Source organism: Roseateles violae, assembly GCF_030410485.1.
GTDB classification, from domain to species: Bacteria; Pseudomonadota; Gammaproteobacteria; order Burkholderiales; family Burkholderiaceae_C; genus Roseateles_D; species Roseateles_D violae.
The window spans coordinates 710,263-735,762 of the sequence record NZ_JAUHHC010000001.1 but is presented as its reverse complement, the minus strand read 5'-3'; the positions used below and the strand labels follow the sequence as shown (position 1 = coordinate 735,762).

Annotated in this window: 23 protein-coding genes; 14 read left to right on the top strand and 9 right to left on the bottom strand. The window is 68.7% G+C overall.

The window, feature by feature from the left end; translation table 11 throughout:
* Positions 1-27 precede the first annotated feature (27 nt).
* Together panC and panB are read right to left on the bottom strand one after the other, a co-directional pair.
* Entirely contained in the window at positions 28-861 is an 834-nt protein-coding gene (gene panC, locus QWJ38_RS03310; protein WP_290357607.1) for a pantoate--beta-alanine ligase, read from the bottom strand.
* Positions 862-865: 4 nt separating this feature from the next.
* Positions 866-1,672 (bottom strand): 3-methyl-2-oxobutanoate hydroxymethyltransferase, encoded by an 807-nt coding sequence (gene panB, locus QWJ38_RS03305; RefSeq protein WP_290357606.1) that lies wholly within the window; start codon positions 1,670-1,672, stop codon positions 866-868.
* 109 nt (positions 1,673-1,781) lie between these two features.
* Between panB and QWJ38_RS03300 the strand changes: the two genes are divergently transcribed.
* The 3 genes from QWJ38_RS03300 to QWJ38_RS03290 all read left to right on the top strand — a co-directional run bounded on the left by QWJ38_RS03300 (position 1,782) and on the right by QWJ38_RS03290 (position 5,633).
* The gene (locus QWJ38_RS03300) at positions 1,782-2,702 is read left to right on the top strand and encodes a hydrogen peroxide-inducible genes activator (RefSeq protein WP_290357605.1); all 921 of its coding nucleotides are present in this window, start codon (positions 1,782-1,784) and stop codon (positions 2,700-2,702) included.
* Between the two features lie 132 nt (positions 2,703-2,834).
* Positions 2,835-4,988, top strand: a complete 2,154-nt coding sequence (gene katG / locus QWJ38_RS03295; RefSeq protein ID WP_290357604.1) for a catalase/peroxidase HPI — start codon at positions 2,835-2,837, stop codon at positions 4,986-4,988.
* 126 nt (positions 4,989-5,114) lie between these two features.
* Positions 5,115-5,633: a Dps family protein gene (locus QWJ38_RS03290; protein WP_290357603.1), complete on the top strand. Its 519-nt coding sequence runs from the start codon at positions 5,115-5,117 to the stop codon at positions 5,631-5,633.
* Between the two features lie 103 nt (positions 5,634-5,736).
* Here the strand turns inward: QWJ38_RS03290 and QWJ38_RS03285 are convergent, their stop codons facing one another.
* Entirely contained in the window at positions 5,737-7,548 is a 1,812-nt protein-coding gene (locus QWJ38_RS03285; RefSeq protein WP_290357602.1) for an OPT/YSL family transporter, read from the bottom strand.
* A 50-nt stretch (positions 7,549-7,598) separates the two neighbouring features.
* On the opposite strand from QWJ38_RS03285, the gene QWJ38_RS03280 reads away from it, so the two are divergent.
* Positions 7,599-8,213, top strand: coding sequence for a type 1 glutamine amidotransferase family protein (locus QWJ38_RS03280; RefSeq protein WP_290357601.1), 615 nt, complete (start codon positions 7,599-7,601; stop codon positions 8,211-8,213).
* A gap of 23 nt (positions 8,214-8,236) precedes the next feature.
* Here the strand turns inward: QWJ38_RS03280 and QWJ38_RS03275 are convergent, their stop codons facing one another.
* Both QWJ38_RS03275 and QWJ38_RS03270 read right to left on the bottom strand, forming a co-directional pair.
* The gene (locus tag QWJ38_RS03275) at positions 8,237-8,890 is read right to left on the bottom strand and encodes a glutathione S-transferase family protein (RefSeq protein WP_290357600.1); all 654 of its coding nucleotides are present in this window, start codon (positions 8,888-8,890) and stop codon (positions 8,237-8,239) included.
* A gap of 127 nt (positions 8,891-9,017) precedes the next feature.
* Positions 9,018-10,598, bottom strand: coding sequence for a methyl-accepting chemotaxis protein (locus QWJ38_RS03270; protein WP_290357599.1), 1,581 nt, complete (start codon positions 10,596-10,598; stop codon positions 9,018-9,020).
* A 211-nt stretch (positions 10,599-10,809) separates the two neighbouring features.
* On the opposite strand from QWJ38_RS03270, the gene QWJ38_RS03265 reads away from it, so the two are divergent.
* Positions 10,810-11,508 carry a winged helix-turn-helix domain-containing protein gene (locus QWJ38_RS03265; RefSeq protein ID WP_290357598.1) on the top strand — a complete coding sequence of 233 codons (699 nt, stop codon included), beginning with the start codon at positions 10,810-10,812 and terminating at the stop codon, positions 11,506-11,508.
* 14 nt (positions 11,509-11,522) lie between these two features.
* Here the strand turns inward: QWJ38_RS03265 and QWJ38_RS03260 are convergent, their stop codons facing one another.
* A complete protein-coding gene (locus tag QWJ38_RS03260; protein ID WP_290357597.1) occupies positions 11,523-11,912 on the bottom strand; it encodes a BLUF domain-containing protein in 390 nt (129 codons plus the stop codon).
* Between the two features lie 126 nt (positions 11,913-12,038).
* Here QWJ38_RS03260 and QWJ38_RS03255 point away from each other — a divergent pair, with 126 nt between their 5' ends.
* The 4 genes from QWJ38_RS03255 to QWJ38_RS03240 all read left to right on the top strand — a co-directional run bounded on the left by QWJ38_RS03255 (position 12,039) and on the right by QWJ38_RS03240 (position 15,629).
* Positions 12,039-13,685, top strand: coding sequence for a peptide chain release factor 3 (locus QWJ38_RS03255; protein ID WP_290357596.1), 1,647 nt, complete (start codon positions 12,039-12,041; stop codon positions 13,683-13,685).
* A 95-nt stretch (positions 13,686-13,780) separates the two neighbouring features.
* On the top strand, positions 13,781-14,884 hold the full coding sequence (locus QWJ38_RS03250; RefSeq protein WP_290357595.1) for a PQQ-dependent sugar dehydrogenase: 1,104 nt from the start codon (positions 13,781-13,783) through the stop codon (positions 14,882-14,884).
* Between the two features lie 142 nt (positions 14,885-15,026).
* Positions 15,027-15,302: a DUF3303 domain-containing protein gene (locus QWJ38_RS03245; protein WP_290357594.1), complete on the top strand. Its 276-nt coding sequence runs from the start codon at positions 15,027-15,029 to the stop codon at positions 15,300-15,302.
* A 138-nt stretch (positions 15,303-15,440) separates the two neighbouring features.
* On the top strand, positions 15,441-15,629 hold the full coding sequence (locus tag QWJ38_RS03240; protein ID WP_290357593.1) for a hypothetical protein: 189 nt from the start codon (positions 15,441-15,443) through the stop codon (positions 15,627-15,629).
* Between the two features lie 87 nt (positions 15,630-15,716).
* On the opposite strand, the gene QWJ38_RS03235 is transcribed toward QWJ38_RS03240, so the two are convergent.
* Both QWJ38_RS03235 and QWJ38_RS03230 read right to left on the bottom strand, forming a co-directional pair.
* Positions 15,717-16,700: an MBL fold metallo-hydrolase gene (locus QWJ38_RS03235; RefSeq protein ID WP_290357592.1), complete on the bottom strand. Its 984-nt coding sequence runs from the start codon at positions 16,698-16,700 to the stop codon at positions 15,717-15,719.
* Positions 16,701-16,789: 89 nt separating this feature from the next.
* Positions 16,790-18,979 carry a 3-hydroxybutyrate oligomer hydrolase family protein gene (locus QWJ38_RS03230; RefSeq protein WP_434063947.1) on the bottom strand — a complete coding sequence of 730 codons (2,190 nt, stop codon included), beginning with the start codon at positions 18,977-18,979 and terminating at the stop codon, positions 16,790-16,792.
* A 104-nt stretch (positions 18,980-19,083) separates the two neighbouring features.
* Here QWJ38_RS03230 and QWJ38_RS03225 point away from each other — a divergent pair, with 104 nt between their 5' ends.
* The gene (locus QWJ38_RS03225) at positions 19,084-19,653 is read left to right on the top strand and encodes a helix-turn-helix transcriptional regulator (protein WP_290357590.1); all 570 of its coding nucleotides are present in this window, start codon (positions 19,084-19,086) and stop codon (positions 19,651-19,653) included.
* 13 nt (positions 19,654-19,666) lie between these two features.
* Here the strand turns inward: QWJ38_RS03225 and QWJ38_RS03220 are convergent, their stop codons facing one another.
* Positions 19,667-21,496: a DUF885 domain-containing protein gene (locus QWJ38_RS03220; RefSeq protein ID WP_290357589.1), complete on the bottom strand. Its 1,830-nt coding sequence runs from the start codon at positions 21,494-21,496 to the stop codon at positions 19,667-19,669.
* Between the two features lie 233 nt (positions 21,497-21,729).
* Between QWJ38_RS03220 and QWJ38_RS03215 the strand changes: the two genes are divergently transcribed.
* The 4 genes from QWJ38_RS03215 (at position 21,730) to QWJ38_RS03200 (ending at position 25,499) form a co-directional block, all read left to right on the top strand.
* Entirely contained in the window at positions 21,730-22,506 is a 777-nt protein-coding gene (locus QWJ38_RS03215) for an ABC transporter ATP-binding protein (RefSeq protein WP_290358055.1), read from the top strand.
* Positions 22,506-23,216 (top strand): ABC transporter ATP-binding protein, encoded by a 711-nt coding sequence (locus QWJ38_RS03210; protein ID WP_290357588.1) that lies wholly within the window; start codon positions 22,506-22,508, stop codon positions 23,214-23,216. The genes QWJ38_RS03215 and QWJ38_RS03210 overlap by 1 nt, the downstream gene beginning before the upstream one ends.
* 37 nt (positions 23,217-23,253) lie before the next feature.
* Entirely contained in the window at positions 23,254-24,462 is a 1,209-nt protein-coding gene (locus QWJ38_RS03205) for an ABC transporter substrate-binding protein (protein ID WP_290357587.1), read from the top strand.
* Positions 24,463-24,611: 149 nt separating this feature from the next.
* Positions 24,612-25,499, top strand: coding sequence for a branched-chain amino acid ABC transporter permease (locus QWJ38_RS03200; protein WP_290357586.1), 888 nt, complete (start codon positions 24,612-24,614; stop codon positions 25,497-25,499).
* The last annotated feature ends 1 nt before the right edge of the window (position 25,500 follow it).

Genomic DNA, 25,500 nt, shown 5'->3' with positions numbered 1-25,500 from the left:
CCCCGTTTGGGCGCATAGCGCACCGATTTACAACTCGAGATTGTCGATCAGCCGGGTCTTGCCCAGTTTTGCGGCGGCCAGCGCGACCAGCGGTTGGCCCTCCGCCGGCGCGCCCAGATCGAGCTGGCGGCGCAGGCAGACATAGTCGGGCTGCCAGCCATGGGCGCTCAGCTGCTGCAGCGCGGCCGCTTCCAGCGCCGCTACGTCGCGCTGGCCGGCGCGCCAGCCGGCGATTAGTTCCTTCAGCGTGCGGCTCAGGCGCAGCGCCTCCGCGCGTTCGGCCTCGCTCAGATAGCCGTTGCGCGAGGACAGGGCCAGGCCTTGCTCGCTGCGCGCCGTCTCGCCGGCCAGGATCTGCACCGGCAGCGCCATCTGCGCGACCATGCGGCGGATCACCATCAGCTGCTGGTAGTCCTTCTTGCCGAACACGGCCAGCGTGGGCTGGACGATGTTGAACAGCTTGTGCACGACGGTGCAGACGCCGGTGAAGAAGCCGGGGCGGAAATGGCCTTCCAGGATGTCGGCCAGCTCGGTCGGCGGCTGCAGCTTGTAGCCCTGCGGCTCCGGGTACAGCTCGGCCTCGCTGGGCGCGAACAGATAGTCGCAGCCGGCCGCCTGCAGCAGCTCGGCGTCGCGGGTCAGGGTGCGCGGATAGGTGTCGAAGTCCTCGTGCGGCGCGAACTGCAGGCGGTTGACGAAGATGCTGGCGATCACCGCGCCTTCGGCACCAACGGCCACGCGGGCCTGGCGCACCAGGGCCAGATGGCCCTCGTGCAGATTGCCCATGGTCGGCACGAAGGCGCGCCGCGGCTGCCCGGCCAGCGCCGCGCGCAGCTCGGCGATCGTGTGGATCAGCTTCATGAACTCAGAACCCGTGGACGGCGTCGACCGGGAAGGTCCCGGCCTTCACCTCCTCGACATAGCGGCGCACCGCCTGCTGGATGCTGCTGCTGCCTTCCATGAAGTTGCGCACGAAGCGCGGATGGCGGCCATGGCTGATGCCCAGCATGTCGTGCAGCACCAGCACCTGGCCCGAGCAGCCGACGCCGGCGCCGATGCCGATCACCGGGATGGGCAGGCTTTCGGTGATCTCCTTGGCCAGGGCCGCGGGCACCATCTCCAGCACCAGCATCTGCGCGCCGGCTTCGACCAGCTCCTGCGCATGGCGCTTCAGGAGCGCCGCGCCGGCCTCGCTGCGGCCCTGCACCTTGAAGCCGCCCAAGGAGGTGACCGTCTGCGGCGTGAAGCCCAGATGGGCGCAGACCGGGATGCCACGCTCGGTGATGAAGCGCACGGTCTCGTTGGTCCAGCCGCCGCCCTCCAGCTTGACCATGTGCGCGCCGAGCTTGAACAGCTCGGCCGCGTTCTTCCAGGCCTCTTCCTTGGACGCGTGGTAGCTGTCGAAGGGCAGGTCGCCGACGATCCAGGCCTTGTTGCTGCCGCGGGCGACGCTGCGCGTGTGGTACAGCATGGAGTCCATCGACACCGCCACCGTCGAGGAGGCGCCATGCAGCACATTGCCCAGCGAATCGCCGACCAGCATCACGTCGACGCCGGCCTCGTCCAGCACATGGGCGAAGCTCGCGTCGTAGCAGGTCAGCATCGCGATCTTCTCGCCGCCGGCATGCATCTCGAGCAGGCGCGGCAGGGTGACGGGTTTGCGTTCGGTCATGGTCGGACGGGGCTGGGGTGAAAGCGCCAGCAGTGTAGCGGGACGCCCCGGGTTTGCATGGGGGGTCGGACAATGTACGCTTTGCCGTCTCTGAGGAGGAGAAGCCCCGATGACCTTGACCGAGTTGCGCTACATCGTCGCCGTGGCCCGCGAGCGCCATTTCGGCCGCGCCGCCGAGGCCTGCTTCGTGTCGCAACCGACCTTGTCCGTGGCGATCAAGAAGCTGGAGGAGGAGCTGGACGTCAAGATCTTCGAACGCGGCGCCACCGAGGTCAGCGTCACCCCGCTGGGCGAGGACATAGTGCGCCAGGCGCAGTCGGTGATCGAGCAGGCCGGCGCCATCAAGGAGATCGCCAAGCGCGGCAAGGACCCGCTGGCCGGCGCGCTGCGCCTGGGCATCATCTACACGATAGGCCCTTATCTGCTGCCCGAGCTGGTCAAGGCGGTGATCGACCGCTATCCGCAGATGCCGCTGATGCTGCAGGAGAACTTCACCGTCAAGCTCCTCGAGATGCTGCGCGTGGGCGAGCTGGACTGCGCCATCATGGCCGAGCCCTTCCCCGACACGGGCCTGGCGATCGCGCCGCTCTACGACGAGCCCTTCGTGATCGCCGCGCCGACCACCCATCCCTTCGCCAGCCGCGACAGGATCAGCGCGCAGGAGCTCAAGAACGAGACCATGCTGCTGCTGGGCACCGGCCACTGCTTCCGCGACCAGGTGCTGGAGGTCTGCCCCGAGTTCGCCCGCTTCTCCAGCGACGCCGAGGGCATACGCAAAAGCTTCGAAGGCTCCTCGCTGGAGACGATCAAACATATGGTCGCCTCCGGCATGGGGGTCACCGTGGTGCCGGCCCTGTCGGTGCCCAAGGAGCCGCAGCCGCATCTGCGCTTCGTGCCCTTCGAGGAGCCGGTGCCGACGCGCCGGGTCGTGCTGGCCTGGCGCCGCACCTTCACCCGCTACGAGGCGATCGCCGCGCTGCGCAACGCGGTCTACGACTGCCAGCTGGGCAGCGTGACGCGGCTGTCCTAGGAGTCTGGGCGGCAGCTTCGAATTGCACCGCGCCCTGACTATCGCCGTCTTCAAATGATTTGATTGGGCAAGCGCTCGACCGCGGCCTACGCTCGGGTCTCCCCTGTTTCAACAATATCAAGGAGTCGAGCGATGAGCAGCAGCAGCGAAGCCCAATGCCCCTTCCACCATACGGCCGGCAGCGGCACCTCGAACAAGGATTGGTGGCCCAATCAGCTGCGCGTGGATCTGCTGAACCAGCATTCCGAGCGCTCCAATCCGCTGGGCGCCAAATTCGACTATGCCGAGGAATTCAAGAAGCTCGACTACAAGGCGCTGAAGGCCGATCTGGTCCGGCTGATGACCGACAGCCAGGACTGGTGGCCGGCCGACTTCGGCCACTACGGCCCGCAGATGATCCGCATGGCTTGGCACAGCGCCGGCACCTACCGCACGACCGACGGCCGCGGCGGCGGCGGGCGCGGCCAGCAGCGCTTCGCCCCGCTGAACTCCTGGCCCGACAACGTCAATATCGACAAGACGCGCCGCCTGCTGTGGCCGATCAAGCAGAAATACGGCCAGCAGATCTCCTGGGCCGACCTCTTCATCCTGGCCGGCAATGTGGCGCTGGAATCGATGGGCTTCCGCACCTTCGGCTTCGCCGGCGGCCGCGAGGACGTCTGGGAACCGGATATGGACGTCAGCTGGGGCGCCGAGACCAAGTGGCTGGGCGACGACCGCCGCTTCGAGGGCGACCGGGTGCTGATCAAGAGCCTGGGCGCCACGCATATGGGCCTGATCTACGTCAATCCGGAAGGCCCCAATGCCAGCGGCGACTATATGGCGGCGGCCAAGGACATCCGCGCCACCTTCGGCCGCATGGCGATGGACGACGAGGAGACCGTGGCCCTGATCGCCGGCGGCCACACCTTCGGCAAGGCGCATGGCGCCGCGCCCGAGTCGCACAAGGGCGCCGAGCCCGAGGGCGGCGCCATCGAGGCGCAGGGCCTGGGCTGGAGCAGCAGCTTCGGCGGCGGCCATGGCAAGGACACGATCTCCAGCGGCCTGGAGGTCACCTGGACCAAGACCCCGGCGCTGTGGAGCAACAACTTCTTCGAGAACCTGTTCAAGTTCGAGTGGGAGGCGACGAAGTCGCCGGCCGGCGCCAAGCAATGGGTGGCCAAGGACGCGCCGGAGATCATTCCGGACGCCCACATCCCCGGCAAATTCCACAAGCCGACGATGCTGACCACCGACCTGACGCTGCGCTTCGACCCCGAGTTCGGCAAGATCTCCAGGCGCTTCCTGGAGGATCCGCAGGCCTTCGCCGAGGCCTTCGCGCGCGCCTGGTTCAAGCTGACCCACCGCGATATGGGCCCCAAGGCCCGTTATCTGGGCCCGGAGGTGCCGAAGGAAGACCTGATTTGGCAGGACCCGCTTCCCGCGCCCAGCCACCAGCCGAGCCCGGCCGATATCGAGGAGCTGAAGGCGCGCATCGCCGCCTCGGGCCTGTCGGTCGGCGAGCTGGTCTCGGTGGCCTGGGCCTCGGCCTCGACCTTCCGCGGCGGCGACAAGCGCGGCGGCGCCAATGGCGCGCGCCTGGCACTGGCGCCGCAGAAGGACTGGGCGGTCAACCGCCGCGCCGTCGAGACCCTGCCCAAGCTGGTCGAGATCCAGCAGGCCTCGGGCAAGGCCTCGCTGGCCGATGTGATCGTGCTGGCCGGCAGCGTCGGCATCGAGCAGGCGGCCAAGGCGGCCGGCATCGCGGTCGAGGTGCCCTTCATCCCGGGACGGGTCGACGCGACGCAGGCGCAGACCGATATCGAGTCCTTCGGCGTGCTGGAGCCGGCGGCCGACGGCTTCCGCAACTACCGCCAGGCCCCGGCCGGCGCCTCGACCGAGGCGCTGCTGATCGACCGCGCGCAGCTGCTGACCCTGAGCGCGCCGGAGCTGACCGCCCTGGTCGGCGGTCTGCGCGTGCTCGGTGCCAATGCCGACGGCGGCTCGCAGGGCGTGCTGACCGACAAGCTCGGCATCCTGTCCAACGACTTCTTCGTCAATCTGCTCGACATGAACACCGTCTGGACGCCGCTCGACCCGGCCGCCGAGTTGTTCGAGGGCAAGGACCGCAAGAGCGGCGCGAGCAGGTACAAGGCCACCCGGGCCGACCTGATCTTCGGCTCCAACTCGGTGCTGCGCGCCTATGCCGAGGTCTACGCCAGCGCCGACGGCAAGCAGAAGTTCGTGCGGGACTTCGTCGCGGCCTGGGCCAAGGTGATGAACCTGGACCGCTTCGATCTGGCTTGAGCCAGGCGGCCAAGGTCGGGGCCGGGTCTTGCCCTCGGGCCGGACCTTTGCCCGTGCAATCATGCGCGGGCGCCGGTCCCGACTCTATAGTCGGGTCCATCGACCACAGCAGCAGGAGTCATTCGCATGGCCAAGAAACCAGCAAGTTCGAAGGGCGTCGGCCCGACCGCCGCCGCGATCAACATCGGCATCAGCGACAAGGACCGCGCCACCATCGCCGGCGGCCTGTCGCGCCTGCTGGCCGACACCTATACGCTGTACCTGACCACGCACAACTTCCACTGGAATGTGTCGGGCCCGATGTTCAACTCGCTGCATGCGATGTTCATGGCGCAGTACACCGAGCTGTGGAACGCGGTCGACCCGATCGCCGAGCGCATCCGCGCGCTGGGCCATGCGGCGCCGGGCTCCTATGCCCAGTTCGCCCAGCTGAGCAGCCTGAAGGACGCGCCGATCACGCCGCCCAAGGCCATGGAGATGGTGCGCATCCTGGTCGAGGGCCACGAGGGCGTCGCCCGCACCGCGCGCGCGCTGTTCCCGGCCGTCGACAAGGCCAGCGACGAGCCGAGCGCCGACCTCCTGACGCAACGGCTCGCCGTGCATGAACAAACGGCTTGGATGCTCAGGAGTCTTCTGGAAGACTGAGCGTCCACGGGCCGCCGGGCCCGCTGGCGCGCCAGCGCCAGGCGTTTGGCGGCGAAGCCAACAAACGGCTTGGATGCTCAGGAGTCTTCTGGAAGAGTAAGGCTCAGAGCACCGCCAGCAGCCCGGCGATGCCCAGGCCCAGCGCAGCCAGCGCGTCGCCGGCGATCAGGCCGCCGCCGGCCAGCGAGGTCGTGCTCATATCGGCCGGCAGCGCCTCGGCCTGCACGCCCTTGGGCCTCAGCGTGTTGACCAGGCTGGACGCGATGCCGCCGGCGCCGAACCACAGCGAGGTCGGCAGATTGACGAAGCCGCCGAAGGAGGAGGCATAGGGGCTGGGCAGCAGCACCGCGTCGACGACGAAGTCGGTGGCGAAGCCGGCGCGGCTGCTCGCGGCCCAGCGGCGCCAGGTCTTGTTGAGCAGGATGGCCTTGCGCAGCAGCTCGGTCGCCAGGCCGACGCCCAGGCCGATCCAGATCGCCGTGATCTGGAAGGGCTTGGGGTCATGCAGGCTGCGCAGCGCGCCGACGAATTTATAGGTCATCGCCGAGGTCCATTGCACCGGCGCCTCGTCGGCGCTCATCACCGTCTGGTCCAGCTTCAGCACCGGGTAGGCGGCCATGAAGAGCTGCGCGGACGCGACGACCAGCACGGCGCCCAGCACCAGGCCCACCGCCTGGAAGCGGAACTGCAGCGCGCGATTGGAGCCCAAGCGCCAGCCGGTCGAGCGGTCCTGCTGCATGTCGCCGGCGGTGCTGCAGGCGACGAAGACGACGGTGCCGGCCATCAGGCTGAGGCCCGGATCGTTCAGGCCCAAGGTGGCCAGGATCAGCACCGCGACGACAAAGGCCGAGGAGATCGGATTCCAGTCGGTCAGGCCCAGCGAGATGCCGTTGACCAGGGCGAAGATCGCCACCAGCACGATGGCGGCCAGCATGATCGGCAGCGGCTCGTCGAAGAAGCTCATGCCGCAGGCGATGGTGGCAACGCTCCAGAACGCCACCCACAGCAGCAGCCGCGGCACGCTGGCGCGCGGGCCGGTGCGTTGTTCCTCGGGCACCTCGATGCCGTCGTCCGGCAGCGGGTCGCTGAGCCGGCGCACGGCGCGCCACAGGATCAGGGCCATGTCGATCGCCGCCGCGCCCAGGGTCATGCCCAGGGCGACGAGAAAGGCGATCTTGCGAAACGGCTCCCCCGGCTGCAGCCAGCCGGCGGCGATGAAGGCCGGAGTCAGGGCCCAGAAGGCCAGGCCGCCGACGATGGCCGGGATGCCGACGCGCGCGCCGACGATCAGGCCGGCGCCGAAGGTCGAGCAGCTGAACTCGGTCGCCGCGACGGCCGCGATCTTGGCCGCTGCCAGACCACCGGCCAGGCCCGCGGCCATGCCGCCGAACAGGCGCGCGACCGAGCGGCGCAAGAGCGCCGGATCGGTCAGCGCGCGCAGGATGTTGGCGACCGCCAGGCCCGAGGGAAAGGTCAGCCGCATGCGCTCGACCAGGATGGGCGTGTAGAGCATGCCGATGCCGGCCGCCATCATCGCGATGCTGAGCATGTAGATGATCAGCTGCCAGGCGGGCTTGGGCGGCATGCCCATCCAGACCATGGCCTGGATCAGCGCGCTCATCGCCATCATGCCGGCCACCGAGGCGGCCGTCGTCTGGATGTAGTTGGCGCCATGCCGCCCCTCGGCGCCATAGCCATAGGTGACGACCGAGCCGAGGATGCCGGCCAGCACCTGGCCGCCGACGAAGAAGCCGACCGAGAAATTCATATAGGCGGCCGTGATGCCGCCCAGCGGGCCCAGCACCAGCATGCCGATCGCGCCGAGCAGCAGGTAATAGCCCCAGCCCCCGACCGGCGGCAGCCAGGCCCAGCGACGGGCGTCGCCGGAAGAAGGCACTTGTGCGGGAGGCGGCATGGCGCGCATATTGCCCTCGCAAGAACGGCGCTTCGCTACACAATAACCCCATGCCCGACGTCCGCATCGCGATCCTGACCTTCGATGGCTTCAACGAGCTGGACAGCTTCATCGCGCTGGGCCTTCTGAACCGATTGCGGCCGCTGGGCTTCAGCGCCGAGCTGTGCGGGCCGAACGGCCATGCCAGCTCGATGAACGGCGTCAAGGTCGAGCTGCAGCGGCCGCTGGAATGGGCCAACGAGGCCGAGGTCGTGCTATTCGGCTCGGGTCTGTACACCCGCGCGATAGCCGCCAATTCGGCGCTGCTGGACCGGCTGCAGCTGGACCCGCTGCGTCAGCTGCTCGGCGCGCAATGCTCGGGCGCCCTGCTGCTGGCGCGGCTGGGCCTGCTGGGCGATATGCCGGCCTGCACCGACACCAGCACGCGCCCTTGGCTGATCCAGACGGGCGCCGTCGTGCTCGACGAGGAAGCCTTCCATGCGCGCGGGCCGGTGGCCACCGCCGGCGGCTGCCTGGCCTCGCAATACCTGGCCAGCTGGGTGATGCTGAAGAAGGCCGGCGAGGCCGCCGCGCGCGAGGCCCTGCTCTATGTGGCGCCGGTCGGCGAAAAGGAAGACTATGCCGAGCGCCTGCTGGCCAGGGTCCGGCCCTTCGTCGACAAGTAGGCCCATCTGGCCGGGCGTTCAGCTCACCACTTCGGCGCGACCCGCTCGCCCGGCAGCAGCTCGTAAGGCCCGGCCCAGTCCGGCAGCGCACGCAGGCGCGCGAGCCAGGCGCCGATCTGCGGGTAGTCGGCGGCCACATCGATGCCGCTCTCCTCGACCGGGTAATAGAGATAGCCGCACAGCGACAGATCGGCGATGGTCGGCGCGGCGCCGACCAGGAACTCACGGCCCTGCAGATGGCGCTCGACGACGCCGAAGGCATTGCGCACGCGCGTCAGCAGAAAGGCCGCCACCGCCGGAGCGGCCGGCTGAGGCGCAAAACTCTTCATGAAGCGCAGCGTGGAGAAATAGGAGGTGAACTTGTGGTTGTCGAACAGCAGCCAGCGCAGCACCTCGTAACGCTCGTCGGCGTCCGCGCCGCCCAGGCGGCCGTGGCGATCGGCCAGCAGGCTCATGATCGCGCCCGACTGCGTCAGCCGCCGGCCGTCCTCCAGCTCGAGCACCGGCACCTCGCCCATCTCGTTGACCCGCTCGCGCCAGCCGGCGTCGCGCGTGGCGCCGCCCAGGAACTCGGCAAAGGGCAGATGGACTGCCTCGAAGGGCTGGTCCAGCAGGCGCAGCGTCAGCCCGACCTTGTAGGCATTGCCCGATTGGGAGAAGCAGTGCAGGCGGTACATGGGGATCTCCTTTCGAGCACCATTCGACCACAGCGCGATCACCAGGCTCGGCGCGCGAGGCGCTCGCGTATCTGGAGCGGCTGATCGGTGAGGCGGGGCAGCGCTCAGCAAAGACGCCCCGGGCAAGTCACTCGGCCGCGCCCTGGAGCTTGAAGACATTGACCGCCTGAGCCAGCCAGCTCGCCTGATTCTGCAGGCTGGCGGAGGCGGCGGTGCTCTGCTCGACCAGGGCCGCGTTCTGCTGGGTAACCCGGTCAAGCGCGCTCACCGCCTGCCCGACCTGGGCCACGCCCTCGGCCTGCTCGGCCGTCGCCCGCGAGATCTGTTCGATGAAATCGCTGACATGCCGGATCTGCGCCACGATCAGCTCCATCGATTTCCCGGCGTCATCGACCTGGCGGGCGCCACCCTCCACGCGCTCGACGCTGTCGCTGATCAGGGCCTTGATCTCCCGCGCCGCGCTGGCCGAGCGCTGCGCCAGCGAACGCACCTCGCTGGCCACCACCGCAAAGCCCCGGCCCTGGTCGCCGGCCCGGGCCGCCTCCACGGCCGCATTGAGCGCCAGGATATTGGTCTGGAAGGCGATGCCGTCAATGACGCCGATGATGTCGGCGATCTTTTTCGAGGAGCTCGCGATGCCCTGCATGGCGAGGACGACCTGGCCCATCGACGCCCCGCCCTCGGTCGCCGTCAGCGCGGCCCGCGCGGCGAGCTGGTGCGCCTCCTTGGCGGTGCCCGCGTTATTGCTGACGGTGCTGGTCAGTTGCTCCATCGACGCTGCCGTCTGCAGCAGGCTGCCGGCCTGCTGCTCGGTGCGCCGGTGCAGATCCTGGTTCCCCATGGCGATCTGCACCGAGCCGGAGGCGATCGACTCGGAGGCGAGGCGCACCTGCCCGACCAGCTCGGCCAGGCTCGCGCGCATGGCCGCCAGCGAGGCGAGCACGCTGCCGGCCGGCGCATGTTCGGCGCTGGCAATCGGCCGCAGGTCACCGTCGGCGACACGCCGTGCAAAGACGCGCAACTCCGTCGGTTCGGCGCCCAAGGCGCGGGAGATGCCGCGCGTGATGATCAGCCCGCCCAGCGCGGCGGCCGCGAAGGTCAGCAGACAGGCGGCGAGCAGCCAGCGGCGCTGGGCAGCGTACTGAGCGGCCGCCTCGGCCGTCAGCTCCCGCGCACGGCCGTCGGTGTAGCGGCTGAAGTCCTCGCTGGCCTTGACCAGCGCGGCAAGCAGCGGGCGGCACTCTTCGTTCATCTTCCTGATCGCCTCTTCCTGCCGCTGGGCCAGCGCCAGATCGACGATCTGCAGGGCGACCGGGCCATAGGCGCGCTCGACCTTGCCCAACTCGGCCACCAGGCGACGGGCGGCCTCGCTGACGCCCGGCTGCTCGGCCATCATGCGGTTCAAGTCGCTCAGCGCCTGCTGGACATCTTGATGCGCCGCCACCACGGCTGCCTTCTCCTTGTCGAGCTCGGCGGGCGCGGTGACCAGCACCAGATTGCGGGCGGCGATCGCGCGGCGGTCGACCGCGGTGCGCAGATGCGCGGCCAGGTTGGCGCGGGCATTGATCCCGTCGACATAGCCAGTGAATCGCTCGTTGGCCTCCGCCAGGTAGGCCAGCGAGAGCACGGTCACGCAAAGCATCAGCGCTGCGAGCCCGCCAAAGGCGGCGATCAGTTGATTTCTCACCGTGAAGTTCTTGAAGCTCATGTGTGTGCCGGAGAAAGGGACGAATCTGGGGTCGCAGACGATTCTTGCATCATATCTGACGAATTGTTACGTCAGATATGATGGATGTGAAATTCACCACGGAACTCAGCCAAAGCCGTCGAAGTCCTAAGGCCATGACGCCTCACTGCGTTGAAATTACAAATAATCCTGCGTCACAACTGTCAGACGAGTCTTGGCCTCCCCATGTCCGATGAGCATCACGACTAGAGCAGCGCCGCGGTCCGGGCCGGACGCGATGGCATGGATAGGGAACGGCGCAGGCCACTTGGCGCTCGGCAGCGAATGCGCGCTGTTCGAGGACAGCGACGATTTCCTGCTGTCCCCCGACCCCTTCGGATTCGGGTTCTATCTGGTCGAGCTGGCTCAGCGTGGCGTGCAGGGCATCGACCTGGTCCGGCTGATCCGCAAGCGCTGCCCAGCCGGCGTGATCGCCCTGTCTGACGGGAGCGAAGACGCCTTCGTGCCGGCGCTCGAAGCCGGGGCGGACATGGTGCTGGACCGGGCCGCCCCCGCCCCCCATCTGGCCGCCGCCGTCGCGGCCGTGCGGCGCCGCTTGCAGCGGCAGCCTGCCCCAGCGCAGGCGCTGCAGGGCTGGCGCCTGCTGGACGCGGAGGCGGTGCTGCAAGCGCCCGACGGCACCCGCATTCCGCTGAGCGAGAGCGATATGGTGATCATGGGCTGCCTCGCCACGGCGAAAGATCGCCGGACCGACCGCAGGACGCTGGTCGAATCGCTCTGGGGGCCGGGCGCCTCCGCCATGGACAATGCCCTGCACGCCACCGTCTATCGCCTGCGCAAGCGCATCGAGCAGGCGGGGCAGCCGGTGGTGCCGGTGCACGCGGTGGCGCGGATCGGCTACGAGTTTCGCGCCCCCCTGAGCCGCGGCTGAGGACGCCGCCCGGCTCAGCGCGGCGAGGTTTCGAGCATCAGCGTCAGGATGCGCTCGGCCCGCTCGGTGCTGATCGCCGGGGAGGCCAGCAGCTGCTCGATCAGCTCATCGGCGCCCGGCGACTCCATATAGGCCATGGTCCAGTCGGCGAAGCGGCGCTGCTCGATATCGCTCTCGATCAGACGGGTCAGCGCCTCATGCCGGGGGTCCGCCTCGATCACGGCCATCGTCGTCGCCAGCGCCTGCGGCGAGCCTTCCAGGAGCTGGGCGAAATGCCCCCCGGTGAACAGCAGCGCCCCTGACACCCCGGAGCGCTGATTGCGCAGCCGGGCGCCGACGAGGATCTGCTCGGTTTGCTCCGGCGTCGCCAGCGAACGGCTGATGTAGAAGACGCGGCGCTCCATGGGCGGTGATGGCGGTAACGGCATTGCGGGCGGTGGCTGGAGGGCGCGATTATGGACCGGGAGGCTCATGCCGGATGCGGGCTGCCCCCTGCGATAATCCGGCGCCTTCCCGCCCAAGCCCTCACCATGTCCGCCGACAGTCCCATCGCCTCGCGCATCGAAAGCGAAGTCAAGCGCCGCCGCACCTTCGCCATCATTTCCCACCCCGACGCGGGCAAGACCACCTTGACCGAGAAGCTGCTGCTGTTCTCGGGCGCGATCCAGATCGCCGGCTCGGTGAAGGCGCGCAAGGCCTCGCGCCATGCGACCTCGGACTGGATGGAGATCGAGAAGCAGCGCGGCATCTCGGTCGCCTCCTCGGTGATGCAGATGGAGTACCGCGACTGCGTGATCAATCTGCTCGACACGCCGGGCCACCAGGATTTCTCCGAAGACACCTACCGCGTGCTGACCGCCGTCGACGCGGCGCTGATGGTGATCGACGCGGCCAACGGCGTGGAGCCGCAGACGCGCCGCCTGCTGCAGGTCTGCCGCGCGCGCAACACGCCCATCGTCACCTTCGTCAACAAGCTGGACCGCGAGGTGCAGGAGCCGCTGGCGCTGATGGACGAGATCGAGCGCGAGCTGGGCATGACCGTCGTGCCCTTCACCTGGCCGGTCGGCATGGGCAAGCATTTCCACGGCGTGATGGACCTGCGGCAAGAGCGCATGCGCGTGTTCTCGCCCGGCGAGGACCGCGTGGCCGGCGACGAGGAGGTGCTGGACGGCCTGGACAACCCGGCCTATGCCCAGCGCTTCGGCATGCAGTACGAGCAGGCGCAGGGCGAGATCGAGCTGGTGCGCGAGGCCGCGCCCGAATTCAGCCTCGATGAATTCCTGGCCGGCCGGCAGACGCCGATGTTCTTCGGCTCGGCCGTCAACAATTTCGGCGTGCAGGAGATCCTCGACGCGCTGGTGGAGCTAGCGCCGCAGCCGGGCGAGCGCGCGGCGCTGCAGCGCGTGGTCCAGCCCGAGGAGCCCAAGTTCAGCGGCGTGGTGTTCAAGATCCAGGCCAATATGGATCCGGCGCACCGCGACCGCATCGCCTTCCTGCGCGTGGCCTCCGGCCACTTCGAGCGCGGCATGCGGCTGAAGGTCGTGCGCTCGGGCAAGGAGCTGCGGCCCAACACCGTGGTGAGCTTCCTGTCGCAGCGCCGCGAGCTGCTGGACGAGGCCTTTGCCGGCGACATCATCGGCATCCCCAACCATGGCGTGCTGCAGCTCGGCGACACCATCACCGAGGGCGAGGCGCTGCAGTACACCGGCCTGCCCTTCTTCGCGCCCGAGATGTTCCGCTCGGTCGAGGTGGCCGACCCGTTGAAGACCAAGCAGCTGAAGGCCGGCCTGCAGCAGCTGGGCGAGGAAGGCGCGATCCAGGTGTTCCGGCCCATCGCGGGCTCGGTGCTGCTGCTGGGCGCGGTCGGCCAGCTGCAGTTCGAGGTGGTCGCGCACCGGCTCGAGCATGAATACGGCGTCAAGGCGCGCATCACGGCCAGCCGCTTCCAGGTGGCGCGCTGGGTCAGCTGCAGCCCGGAGGATGGGGGCGAGAAGGAGCTCAAGCGCTTCATCGACGCCAACGACCACCGCATGGCCTACGACGCGGTCGACGCGCCGACGGTGCTGGTCGAATACGCGCCGGAGTTGCGCGCGATCGAATCGAACTGGCCCAAGATTAAGTTCCACGCGCTGCGCGAGCACGCGGGCCTGGTGTTCCAGAAGCAGCTGGACGGCTGAGGCCGCGGCGACCGGCAACACCAAGCCGGCCGGGGCGCCCTCCCCAGCCCTGAGGACGGCGGGCTGCGATGATGCGGCCTCATCTTCAAGCTCCCATGAACAAGCGCATCCTTTCCCTCGCCATTGCCATGGCCCTGGTCAGCAGCCTGGCCCAGGCCCAGTCCTCGCGGCTGGAAACCATCGTCGAAGGCCTGAAGACGCCCTGGGCGCTGGCCTTCCTGCCGGGCGGCCAGCTGCTGATCACCGAGCGCGACGGCCAGTTGCGCACAGCCCAGCCCGGCGGCAGGCCCAGCGCGCCCATCCAGGGCTTGCCGGCCATCGAGGCGACCGGCCAGGGCGGCCTGCTGGACGTCCAGCCGGACAGTGACTTCGCGCGCAACCGCACCATCTATCTCTGCTTTGCCGAGGCCGGCGCCGACGGCAAGAGCAATGGCACGGCCCTGGCCAGCGCCCGGCTGAGCGAGGACGCCACCAAGCTCGGCGATGTGAAGGTGATCTTCCGCCAGCAGCCCAAGCTCGACAGCCGCCTGCACTTCGGCTGCCGCATCGCCGAGATGCCCGACGGCAGGCTGGTGCTGAGCCTGGGCGAGCGCTACTTCAGCATGCAGCGCGCGCAGACGCTGGACAACCACCTCGGCAAGCTGGTGCGCATCGCCAAGGACGGCAGCGTGCCGGCCGACAATCCCTTCGTGAACACGCCCGGCGCCCTGCCCGAGATCTGGAGCCTGGGCCACCGCAATCCGCAGGGCCTGACGGTCGATGCCCAGGGGCGGCTGTGGGAGCACGAGCATGGCCCGCAGGGCGGCGACGAGCTGAACCTGATCCGCCCCAGGCTGAACTACGGCTGGCCCGTCATCACCTATGGCGAGAACTACGGCGGCGGCAAGATCGGCGAAGGCATCACGGCCCGGGAAGGCATGGAGCAGCCCCTCGTCAAATGGGTGCCCTCGATCGCGCCCTCGGGCCTGGTGCGGCTGAAGAGCGCGCGCTACGGCGCCGCCTGGCAGGGCAGCTTCTTCATCGGCTCGCTGAAGTTCGGCCATGTGGAGCGGGTCAAGCTCGATGCCGACAACAAGATCGTCGAGCAGGAGCGCCTCTTCCCCGATACCGGCCGCCTGCGCGATGTGCGCGAGGGCCCGGACGGCCTGCTCTATCTGGTGCTTGAAACGGCCGGCCGCGTGCTGCGGGTGAAGCCCTGAGGGCGGTGGAACATGGGGGTTCCGACCTCGATCGGGTCGGCGTAGCGTAGCCCTTCCTTGCTGGGCCGAAGGCCCGGGCCGCTGCGGGCCCAGGGGCCATGCCGCGGCGGCTCGTCGACGAAGAGCTGTGGAGGCATCCACGATGAAGTACCTGATCAGCTGGACCATTCCGCAAGACACGTTCACCGCGAGCGCGAGCAGATTCCTGGAGACCGGTGGCGCCCCGCCGCCGGGCGTCAAGCTGCTGGGCCGCTGGCACGGCATGAGCGGCCAGGGCTTTGCCGTCGCCGAATCGGACGACGGCAAGGCGATGTATCTGTACCGGGCCCAATGGGCCGATGTGCTGACGATCCAGGTCACGCCCTGCCTCGACGACGCCGAGGCCGGCCCGGTGATCGCTTCGCTGCTGAAGCGCTAGCGCGCCGCGACGCAGCCGGCGGCTGGCGCGCCGATGCGAGACCGATGACACGGTCTACGCCATTGCGCGTAGCGACCGGCTGCCTGGTTCGTGAGACAGTCGGGGTGACGACGGCGCGACGCGCCAGGAGGACGCCCCATGCAGACGCTCGACGAGATGCTGTCGCTGAAGCTGCTGACCCCCGATCAGCATGCCGAGATCCATGCCTGGACCGCGCGCGCCAAGACGCCCGAGAAGATCATGCAGATGCCCGCGCATCTGTGGCGGGCGCTGGAACTGGCCAGCCTGCTGATCGACTTCGACGCCGGACCGGCGCCGGCGCATTAGGGAGGCGGGCGCCTGGCGGGCTGCTGAAAAACGTAGCGAGGACGGCCTCGACGCAGCGGGTCGCCGCAGCGGTTTTTCAACAGCCTGCTAGGGCTTGCTGCTGTAGTTCAGCGGCACCCACACATAGCCGCCCTTGCCATCGGCGCGCAGGCGGCCGAGGCCGGGGAAGCTGATGTGGGCGACGGCGACCAGATAGCCGTTCTTGGCGGCGTCGGCATAGGCCTGCTGGCGCTGCGGCATCGCGGACGCCGAGTCGGTGTCGAAGGAGATCGTCACCGTCGGGTCGGGGAACTGCACCGCCGCCACATGCATCAGATCGCCCCAGACGGCCATCTTCTGGCCCTTGCTCTCGACCATATAGACGGTGTGGCCGGGCGTGTGGCCGTAGCTGGGCAGCGCGCGCACGCCGGGCACCAGCTCGGTCGCACCGTCGAAGGGCTTCAGCCGGCCGGCGTCCTGGTAGGGCTTGAGCAGGCTCTGTGCCGCCTTGAAGCCGCCGCGCGCCGCCTCGGGCGCCTGCGCCATCTTCTCGGCGCTGAGCCAGTGATCGGCCTCGCGCTTGTCGATGCGCACGACGGCGTTCGGGAAGGCCGGCTTGCCGTCGGCCACCAGGCCGCCGGCATGGTCGCTATGCAGATGGGTGATGTAGACCTCGTCGACCTGCTCGGGCTGGTAGCCGGCGGCGCGCAGATTGGCGGCGAGGCGACCCAGGGTCGGGCCGAACAACGCGGCGGCGCCGGTGTCGATCAGCACCAGCTTGCTGCCGGTATTGATCAGATAGCCATTGACCGAGGTCTCCACCTGGCCGTCCAGATAGGCGTTCTTCAGCGCCTGCTGAATCTGCTCCGGCTTGGCGCCGGTCAGCAGCTTGTCCATCGGCAGCACGACGCTGCCGTCCGACAAGGCCGTCACCTCGATGTCGCCGAGCATCAGCCGGTAGTAGCCGGGCGCCTGGGTCTTGACCTGGGGCGCGGCGGCCCGGGCCGCCGGTGCCGCGGCCAGGTTCAGGCCCAGGATGGCCGCGGCGGCGGCCACGGTGCTCAGGAATCGCTTGCTGCTGCTGGTCTTCATCGCGCGTTTCTCCACTGCCGAGGCGCGCCAGCATAGCAAGGCGCGGCCGGCCTTGCCATGACCGGCCGCGCCCGGGGGCTAACGCGGGCTTACTGCGGCACCGTCAGCGTGCCGGCGGCAAAGCCGATGGTGTCGCCGGCCGCCGGCGTCGCCGACCAGGGCGGCACGTTCGTCGCCGCCAGTGCCGCACCGCCGGCACGCGGGGTCGTGCGCACGACCTGGCTGGCCGGCAGCGCCGTGCCGTTCTTCAGATGGGCCCACATCTGGTCCATCGCCCGCACGAAGTAGACGTGCAGTGGCACGAACCTGGCGTCGTAGCCGAGCAGGGTGGCGGCCGGCAGGAAGGAGTCGAAGTGCTGGGCGTTCGTCACTTCGTAGTAGCGGGTCTTGGCCGTCGCCGCCTCGTTGAGCTGATTCTTGCCGTAGTAGGCGCGCGCGGCGTGGTTGACCGGGATCAGCGTGTCGCTGCGGCCGGCGACGATGATGGTCGGCAGGCCGCGCAGCTTGGCCGTCGCCTGCACCTCGGCCACGCCGGCCAGCACGCGGTCGGACCAGCTCTTCATATTGCCGAACAGGGTCGCGCCGCTGACCGGGTCCTTGCCGGTCGCCAGCGCGCGCATGCACAGCGCGCCGTCGAGGCCGAAGTCGGCCGTCGCGCTGGTCGGTGAGACGGCCAGGAAGTCCAGCTTGGCGCCGCCGACCGAGTCGTTCCAGACGATGTTGATGCCGCCGCTGGGCGGCACGCCGTTGCCGGTGGAGAACAGGCCGGCCTGGGTGGCGGGAAGCTGGGCGATCACGTCGCCGCTGGCGCTGGTGTTCGCGAAGCTGTAGCCGCAGACGTTGTCGGTGACCTTGAAGCGGCCGTAGCTGTTCACATAGGTCATGACGATCGAGTTCGTCGCCAGGCGGAAATGCGACATCTGCGTGAAGTTGGTCGCCGTGCTCCAGCCGTAGTCGTTCATCTTCGCCAGCGCCTCGTCGGCCTGGGCGGCCAGGGTCGTGCCGGCCAGCAGGCCACGTGCCTTCAGCGCCGCGCAGCGGTTCTGCGCCGCCGCGGCATAGGCGGCCGGCCAGTAGAAGGCGTGCAGCGACTGGTCGGCCTGGGACGACAGCGCGGCGCAGGGCTGGTAGACATTGGCGAAGGTGAAGTAGTCGACCAGCGGCTTGCTGTGGTTGTTGACCATGTCCGCGCCGAACTTGATCGTCAGCCCGCTGTTGGCGGCCGGCTGGATCTGCGGCTCGGTGACGGCGACGCCGTCGATCAGGCCCTCGCTGTCCTGCTCGGCGGCCAGCAGCGCGGCGCCGGCGCCGTTGCTGATCGAGGAGGCGATGACGAGGGTGTTAGCCGGGGTCAGCACGACTTCCTTGCTTGTGCCGCCCGCGATCGGATTGCCGTATTTCTCGTTCAGCACATAGAAGGCCAGCTTGACCGCGCGCAGGGTGTCGCGGCCCCAGTCCTTCTCGGGGTTCTGCTGCGAATGCGCATGCTTGTAGGCGACCCGGTTCGGGAAGGCCGCGTTGTAGCTGGCGCGCTCGCCGTCGCCGATATCGGCCTTGAAATGCGCCTTCTTGCCGGCGGCCGTGGCGCTGGCCAGCGTGCCGTCGATCTGGATCACCGTGTCGCTCATCAGGTCGTGCAGGCCGTTGCCCGAGCCCTTGTCGGCATAGGCGACCGCGCAGCCATGCTTGAGCCCCCAGTCGCCCGAGCTGCCGATCGCGCCATAGATGCCGCGCGAGCCGGACGAGGTGGCGGTGACGATGCAGGGATTCTTGGCGTCGAAGCTATTGGGCACCTGCACCATCAGCACGACGTTCTGCTTGCCGGTGCCGTCGTCGGCGACGGCGATGTACTCGGTGCCGGCGATCTTGCCCTCGCCCAGCGTGTCGTTGCCCGCATTGTCGATATTGGGGCCGTAGAGCCGGCCGAAGCCGCCGGCGGCCGAGTAGTCGAGCACCGCCCGGTAGTTGGTGAAGATGGCATTGCGCCGCAGCTCGGCCGGCGTCGGCGCCAGCGGGTTGGCAAAGGCCGGCGCGGCGGCGGCCAGCAGGCCGGTCTTGCCCAGGCCGCCGGTCAGCAGATCGTCGGCATTGCCGTCGTAGCCGGTCTGGGCGATGGCGCCGGCCAGGAAGTTCGGCGCGGTGTTGACCACCGGCGCCGGCGGCGGCGGGGGTGGCGGCGGCGGTGCGGCAACATCGGGGCCACCGCAGGCCGTCAGCAGGCCCAGCAGCGTCAGCGCCGTCCAGGCGGCGGCCGGCGGCCGCGGGCAGGGATTCGTCATCGTCATGCTCGTCTCCTTGTTATGGGCGGCCGGTCGCTTGCGGGCGCCCTCATTGCGGTTAATCCGCAGCGCCACTTGCCGGCAACTTGTTAGCCTATGCAGCGATGAATGCGATCGAAAGTCCCAAGACTACGCCCGGGTTTTCCCCCGCCGAGCTGTTTGCCGCGCTGAGCCCCCTGGGCCTGGCGCTGTCGCGCGACCGCGTGCTGCTGTGGGTCAACGAGGCCTTTGCCGCGATGTTCGGCTACCGCGCCGAGGAGCTGGTGGGCCAGAGCTTTGCGCTGCTGTTCGCCACCGAAAGCGAGTTCCGCCGCATCGGCCTGCGCATCCAGGCCGAGATGCAGGGCAGCGGCAGCTACCGCGACGAGCGCCTGATGCGCTGCCGCGACGGCCGCCTGCAATGGTTCCGCGTCCACGGCCATGCGCGCGACATCGACGCGCCCTTCCGCGAGGCGGCCTGGGTGTTCGAGCCGCTGATCAGCGGCTGCGAGCCGGAGAAGCTGACCCCGCGCGAACGCGAGGTGCTGGTGGCGCTGGCCGCCGGCCAGACGGCCAAGGAATGCGCGAAGACGCTGGAGCTGAGTCCGCGCACGATCGAGAAGCTGCGCGCGCGGCTGCGGCGGCGCTACGGCGTGAACAACGCGACGGCCCTGGTGGGCCGGGTGCGCGGCTAGGAGTCCGGGCGGATCAGGTTTTCGCCTGCCTCGCCACCCACTCGTCGACCACCTGGCTGAGCACGGCCAGCGGCACATTGCCGGTCTGCAGCAGCAGGCTGTGGAAGGCCTTCAGCGAGAAGCGCTCGCCCAGCGCCTGCTGCGCCTTGCCGCGCAGGGCCAGGATGTGCAGCTGGCCGATCTTGTAGGCGCAGGCCTGGCCCGGGTTGACCACATAGCGGTCGACCTCGTGCGCCGGGATGCCGTAGTCGATCGCCTGCTGGCGGGTCCACTTCATCGCGTGCAGGCCGGTGTCGACCACCAGGCGGCGCGCGCGGAACAGCTCGGCGCTGAGCTGGCCCAGGCGGCCGGCGATGTCGGGGCCCTTGTCGGCTGCCGGTTCGCCGACTTTTTCCTCGTACCAGCCGCTCTCGGCCGCCAGCTGCTCCGCATACAGCGCCCAGCCCTCGGCAAAGGCCGAGCCGCCGGCAAACACGCCGTCGCGGCGGTAGCGCGGCAGGCTGGTGGTCTCCTGCTGCAGCGCGATCTGGAAGTGGTGGCCCGGCACGCCCTCGTGATAGGCCAGGGTGCGCATATCGGCGATGCGGTAGCCGGGGCCCGGCAGCGGCGCCCAGAAGATGCCGGGCAGCGAACCGTCCTTGGCCGGCGAGGAGTAATGCGCGGCGGCCGTCTTCTCGGTGAAGAGCGGCTCGCGCCTGACGACCAGCGGCGCCTTGGGCGTGATGTCGAACAGCAGCCTGGCACGCTGCTCGGCGTCGCGCAGCAGGGTGTCGAAGCGGGCCAGCAGCGCCGGCCGCGGGTCGCCCTCCCCCTTCGGTTGCAGATCCGCCTCGAGCTTCTCGTAGCGGTCCTTGACGCTGCCGTCGCGGTAGCCGAGCCGGCGCAGCAGCGTGTCCATCTGGCCCTCGATGCGGGCGACCTCGGCCAGGCCCAGCCGATGGATCTGCTCGGGCAGGTAGTCGGTGGTCGTGTTGCGGCGCAGCTCGTAGGCATAGGCCTTGTCGCCGCCGGGCAGGCGCCACAGGCCGGCGTCCATGCCGCTGCGCGGCAGCTGCTCCTGCAGCAGCGCCTGGGCGCGGCGGAAGGCCGGGATGATGGACTCGGCGACGATCTTCTCGGCCGCGGCGACCGCCTGGGCACGCGCCTCGGGCGTCACCGTGCTCAGCCGGGCGGCGCGCTGTTCCAGCGAGACGACCAGCACATTGCGCGCCGGCACATCGGCCAGGAAGCGCTCGAACTGGCCCAGCGAGGCCTCGGTGATGAAGCGCGGCATCAGGAAGCCGCGGCCGGCCGCGTCCTTGGCGCGGGCGATGCCGCTGTCCATGCGATCGGCTACCTGGCCCAGCCGCGCCAGGTAGTTGTCGATGTCCTGCGCATTGCGGATCGGATGCGCCTGGCTGAGGAAATTCACCAGGTTCACATGCAGGCCGCGGAACTGGTTGAAGACGAACTCGTAGTCGGCAAAGGGCTCGGCCTCGATCGCACCGCGCAGCGACCACTCGATCACCGCCGCCGAACTGCGCTGCTGCGGCGTCAGCCGGGCGCGCTCGAAGCGCTCCAGCTGCTGCAGGTTCGTGCGCGCGACGGCGATGCGCTCGGCGCGGTAGGCCGGCGTGTTGGGCGTCAGCTGGCGGTCCAGCAGCTGCTGCTCGGCCGGCGGCAGGTACTGGCGGAAGGTCGAGCCGGTCGGCTCGGCGCGCATGCGCTCGACGGCGACGCCCTCGGCCCAGGCATCGAAATCGGCCGGCTGCTGCTGCTGCGCCCGCGCCAGCGGGGCGATGGCGAGGACGCCCAGCAGGCCCAGCAGCCAGATCATCGAGGCCTTGTTCTTTTCTTGCTTCATCGCGGACGGTGTCGGTGGAGGGGCGCGCCGATCCTAGGGCCGGCCCGGCCGTGGCGCCTGCGCGCTTTCCCCGCCCGGCCGCTCGGCCGTGCGCACAGCGCTCATTGGGCTACGGGTTAACCCTGGCGCAAAGCTACCCAAAGGGTAGGCCCGAAGGGATCGCGTCAGTTTCTGGCCCTACATTCAATCTCCCTCTGCCACTTCGGCGCTCGATGAAGACAGCGCCCGTGCCGATGAGCGAAGCATCACTGATTCTCGAGACCCGCGGACTGACGAAGGAATTCAAGGGCTTCACCGCCGTCGACGGCGTGGACCTGCAGGTCCGGCGCGGCCATATCCATGCGCTGATCGGCCCCAACGGCGCCGGCAAGACGACCTGCTTCAATCTGCTGACCAAGTTCCTGACGCCGACGCGCGGCAGCATCGTCTTCAACGGCACCGACATCACCGGCGAAAAGCCGGCCGAGATCGCCCGCCGCGGCGTGATCCGCTCCTTCCAGATCTCGGCCGTCTTCCCGCATCTGACGGTGCTGGAGAACGTGCGCATCGGCCTGCAGCGCTTCACCGGCACCAGCTTCCATTTCTGGAAGGGCCTGACCGGCCTGCAGCAGCTCGACGCCAAGGTGCTGGCCCTGCTTGAGCTGGTCGATCTGCGCGAGATGGCGCACTTGAAGGCCGGCGACCTGCCCTATGGCCGCAAGCGCGCGCTGGAGATCGCCACGACCATGGCGATGGAGCCGACCCTGATGCTCCTGGACGAGCCGACCCAGGGCATGGGCCACGAGGACGTCGAGCGCGTGACGACGCTGATCAAGCGCGTCGCCGAGGGGCGCACCGTCCTGATGGTCGAACACAATATGAAGGTCGTCTCGCGCATCGCCGACCGCATCACCGTGCTGGCGCGCGGCGCGGTGCTGGCCGAGGGTGACTATGCCGAGGTGTCCAAGCATCCGGCCGTGCTGGAGGCCTATATGGGCAGCGAAGCCGCCGAACTGCAGGGAGCGCATTGATGACGGCCGCGCTGGAAATCACCGATCTGCACGCCTGGTATGGCGAGAGCCACATCCTGCACGGCATCAATCTGCGTGTCGAAAAGGGCCAGGTCTTGACCCTGCTCGGCCGCAACGGCGCCGGCCGCACGACCACCTTGCGCGCGATCATGGGCCTGACCGGCGAGCGCCGCGGTTCGATCAAGGTCCATGGCGTCGAGACCATAGGCCTGGCGACGCACCGCATCGCCCATCTGGGCATTGGCTACTGCCCGGAGGAGCGCGGCATCTTCGCCTCGCTGTCGACCGAGGAGAACCTGCGCCTGCCGCCGGCCCTGAAGGGCGGCCGCGGCAAGCCGATGAGCGAGGACGAGATCTACGCGATGTTCCCCAACCTCGCCGAGCGGCGCGCGAGCCAGGGCACGCGGCTGTCGGGCGGCGAGCAGCAGATGCTGGCCGTCGCGCGCATTCTGCGCACAGGCGCCGACATCCTGCTGCTCGACGAGATCTCCGAGGGCCTGGCGCCGGTCATCGTGCAGGCGCTGGCGCGCATGATCCGCACACTCAAGAGCCAGGGCTTCACGATCGTGATGGTGGAACAGAACTTCCGCTTCGCCGCGCCGCTGGCCGACCATTTCCTGGTCGTCGAGCATGGCGAGGTGGTCGAATCGTTCGCCGCCGCCGAACTGGCCGCCAAGCAGGCGGTGCTCGATGAACTGCTCAGTGTTTGAACCCGTCCCACAACAAGCCCCCGAAGGAGACTGTCCCATGAACCATGCAATCAAACGCATCGCCCTCGCCGCCGTGATCGCCTGCGGCGGCGCCGCGGCCCAGGCCCAGGTTTCGGGCGACGTGGTGAAGATCGGCATCATCACCGACATGTCCGGCCTGTACGCCGACATCGACGGCGCCGGCGGCGTCGAGGCGATCAAGATGGCCATCGCCGACATGAAGGGCATGGCCGGCGGCAAGAAGATCGAGCTGATCTATGCCGACCACCAGAACAAGGCCGATGTCGCCTCCGCCAAGGCGCGCGAGTGGTTCGACACCCAGGGCGTCGACATGCTGGTCGGCGGCACCAATTCGGGCGCCAATCTGGCCATGGCCAAGGTCGCGGCCGAGAAGAAGAAGCCCTTCGTCTCGATCGGCGCCGCCTCGGCCCGGCTGACCAACGAGGACTGCACGCCCTACACGATCCACTACGCCTACGACACCGTGGCGCTGGCCAACGGCACCGGCAACGCGGTCGTCAAGAGCGGCGGCAAGACCTGGTACTTCCTGACCGCCGACTACGCCTTCGGCGCCTCGCTGCAGAGCGACGCGACGGCCGTCGTGCAGAAGGCCGGCGGCACGGTGGTGGGCAGCGTCAAGCACCCGCTGTCGGCCAGCGACTTCTCCTCCTTCCTGCTGCAGGCGCAGTCCAGCAAGGCGCAGATCCTGGGCCTGGCCAACGCCGGCGGCGACACGATCAACTCGATCAAGGCGGCCAACGAGTTCGGCATCACCAAGACCATGAAGCTGGCCGGTCTGCTGATGTTCATCAATGACGTGCACTCGCTGGGCCTGAAGGCGACCGAGGGCATGTACCTGACCGACGGCTGGTACTGGAACCAGAGCCCCGAGTCGCGCGCCTGGAGCCGCCGCTTCTTCGAGAAGATGAAGCGCATGCCCTCGATGCTGCAGGCGGCCGACTACTCGGCGACGATGCATTACCTGAAGGCGGTCGACGCGACCAAGACCGACGAGGCCGAGAAGGTCATCGCCCAGATGAAGAAGACCAAGATCAACGACTTCTTCGCCAAGGACGGCGAGATCGGCCCCGACGGCCGCATGCGCTATGACATGTACCTGATGCAGGTGAAGTCGCAGAAGGAGTCGACCGAGCCCTGGGACTACTACAAGGTCGTGCAGAAGATCCCGGCCGCCGAGGCCTACACCAAGCTGGCGGACAGCAAGTGCCCTCTCGTCAAGAAATAACTGTTGGCCCCTCGCCCGCGGGTACGCGGGCGATCCCCCGGGGGGATGCCGATCGATGCCGGCGTGGGCCGGCATCGACATCGGCTCAAGCCGGGCTTGGGGCGGCCCGGCGCCCGGCTTGAGTCGAATACAGAGATCGTGCGAGCTTCATGACCGAGATTTTTGGTATCCCGCTGTCGGCCTTCCTGAGCCAGCTGCTGCTGGGGCTGGTGAACGGCTCCTTCTACGCGATGCTGTCGCTGGGCCTGGCCGTCATCTTCGGCATGCTCAACATCATCAACTTCGCGCATGGCGCGCTGTACATGATGGGCGCCTTCCTGGCCTGGATGGGGCTGGAATACCTGGGCCTCAGCTACTGGGCGATGCTCATCCTGGCGCCGCTGGTGGTCGGCGTGCTGGGCATCGCGATCGAACGCCTGCTCCTGCAGTGGCTGTACAAGCTCGACCACCTCTACGGCCTGCTGCTGACCTTCGGCATCACCCTGGTCACCGAGGGCGTCTTCCGCAGCTTCTACGGCGTCTCGGGCCAGCCCTATGCGGTGCCGGATGCGCTGCAGGGCGCCACCAATCTGGGCTTCATGATCCTGCCGAACTACCGAGCCTGGGTCGTCGTCGCCTCGATCACCGTCTGTCTGGCCGTCTGGGCCCTGATCGAGAAGACCTCGCTCGGCGCGACCCTGCGCGCCGGCACTGAGAACGCCAAGCTGGTGCAGGCTTTCGGCATCAATGTGCCGCGCATGATCACCCTGACCTATGCCGGCGGCGTCGCGCTGGCGGCCTTCGCCGGCGTGCTGGCCGCGCCGATCCTGCAGGTCTCGGCGCTGATGGGCAGCAATCTGATCATCGTCGTGTTCGCTGTCGTCGTGATCGGCGGCATGGGCTCCATCCTCGGCTCCATCCTGACCGGCCTGGGCCTGGGCCTGATCGAGGGCCTGACCAAGGTCTTCTATCCCGAGGCGTCCAACACGGTCGTGTTCGTCGTGATGGCGATCGTGCTGCTCGTCCGCCCGGCGGGTCTGTTCGGCAAAGAGAAATGAT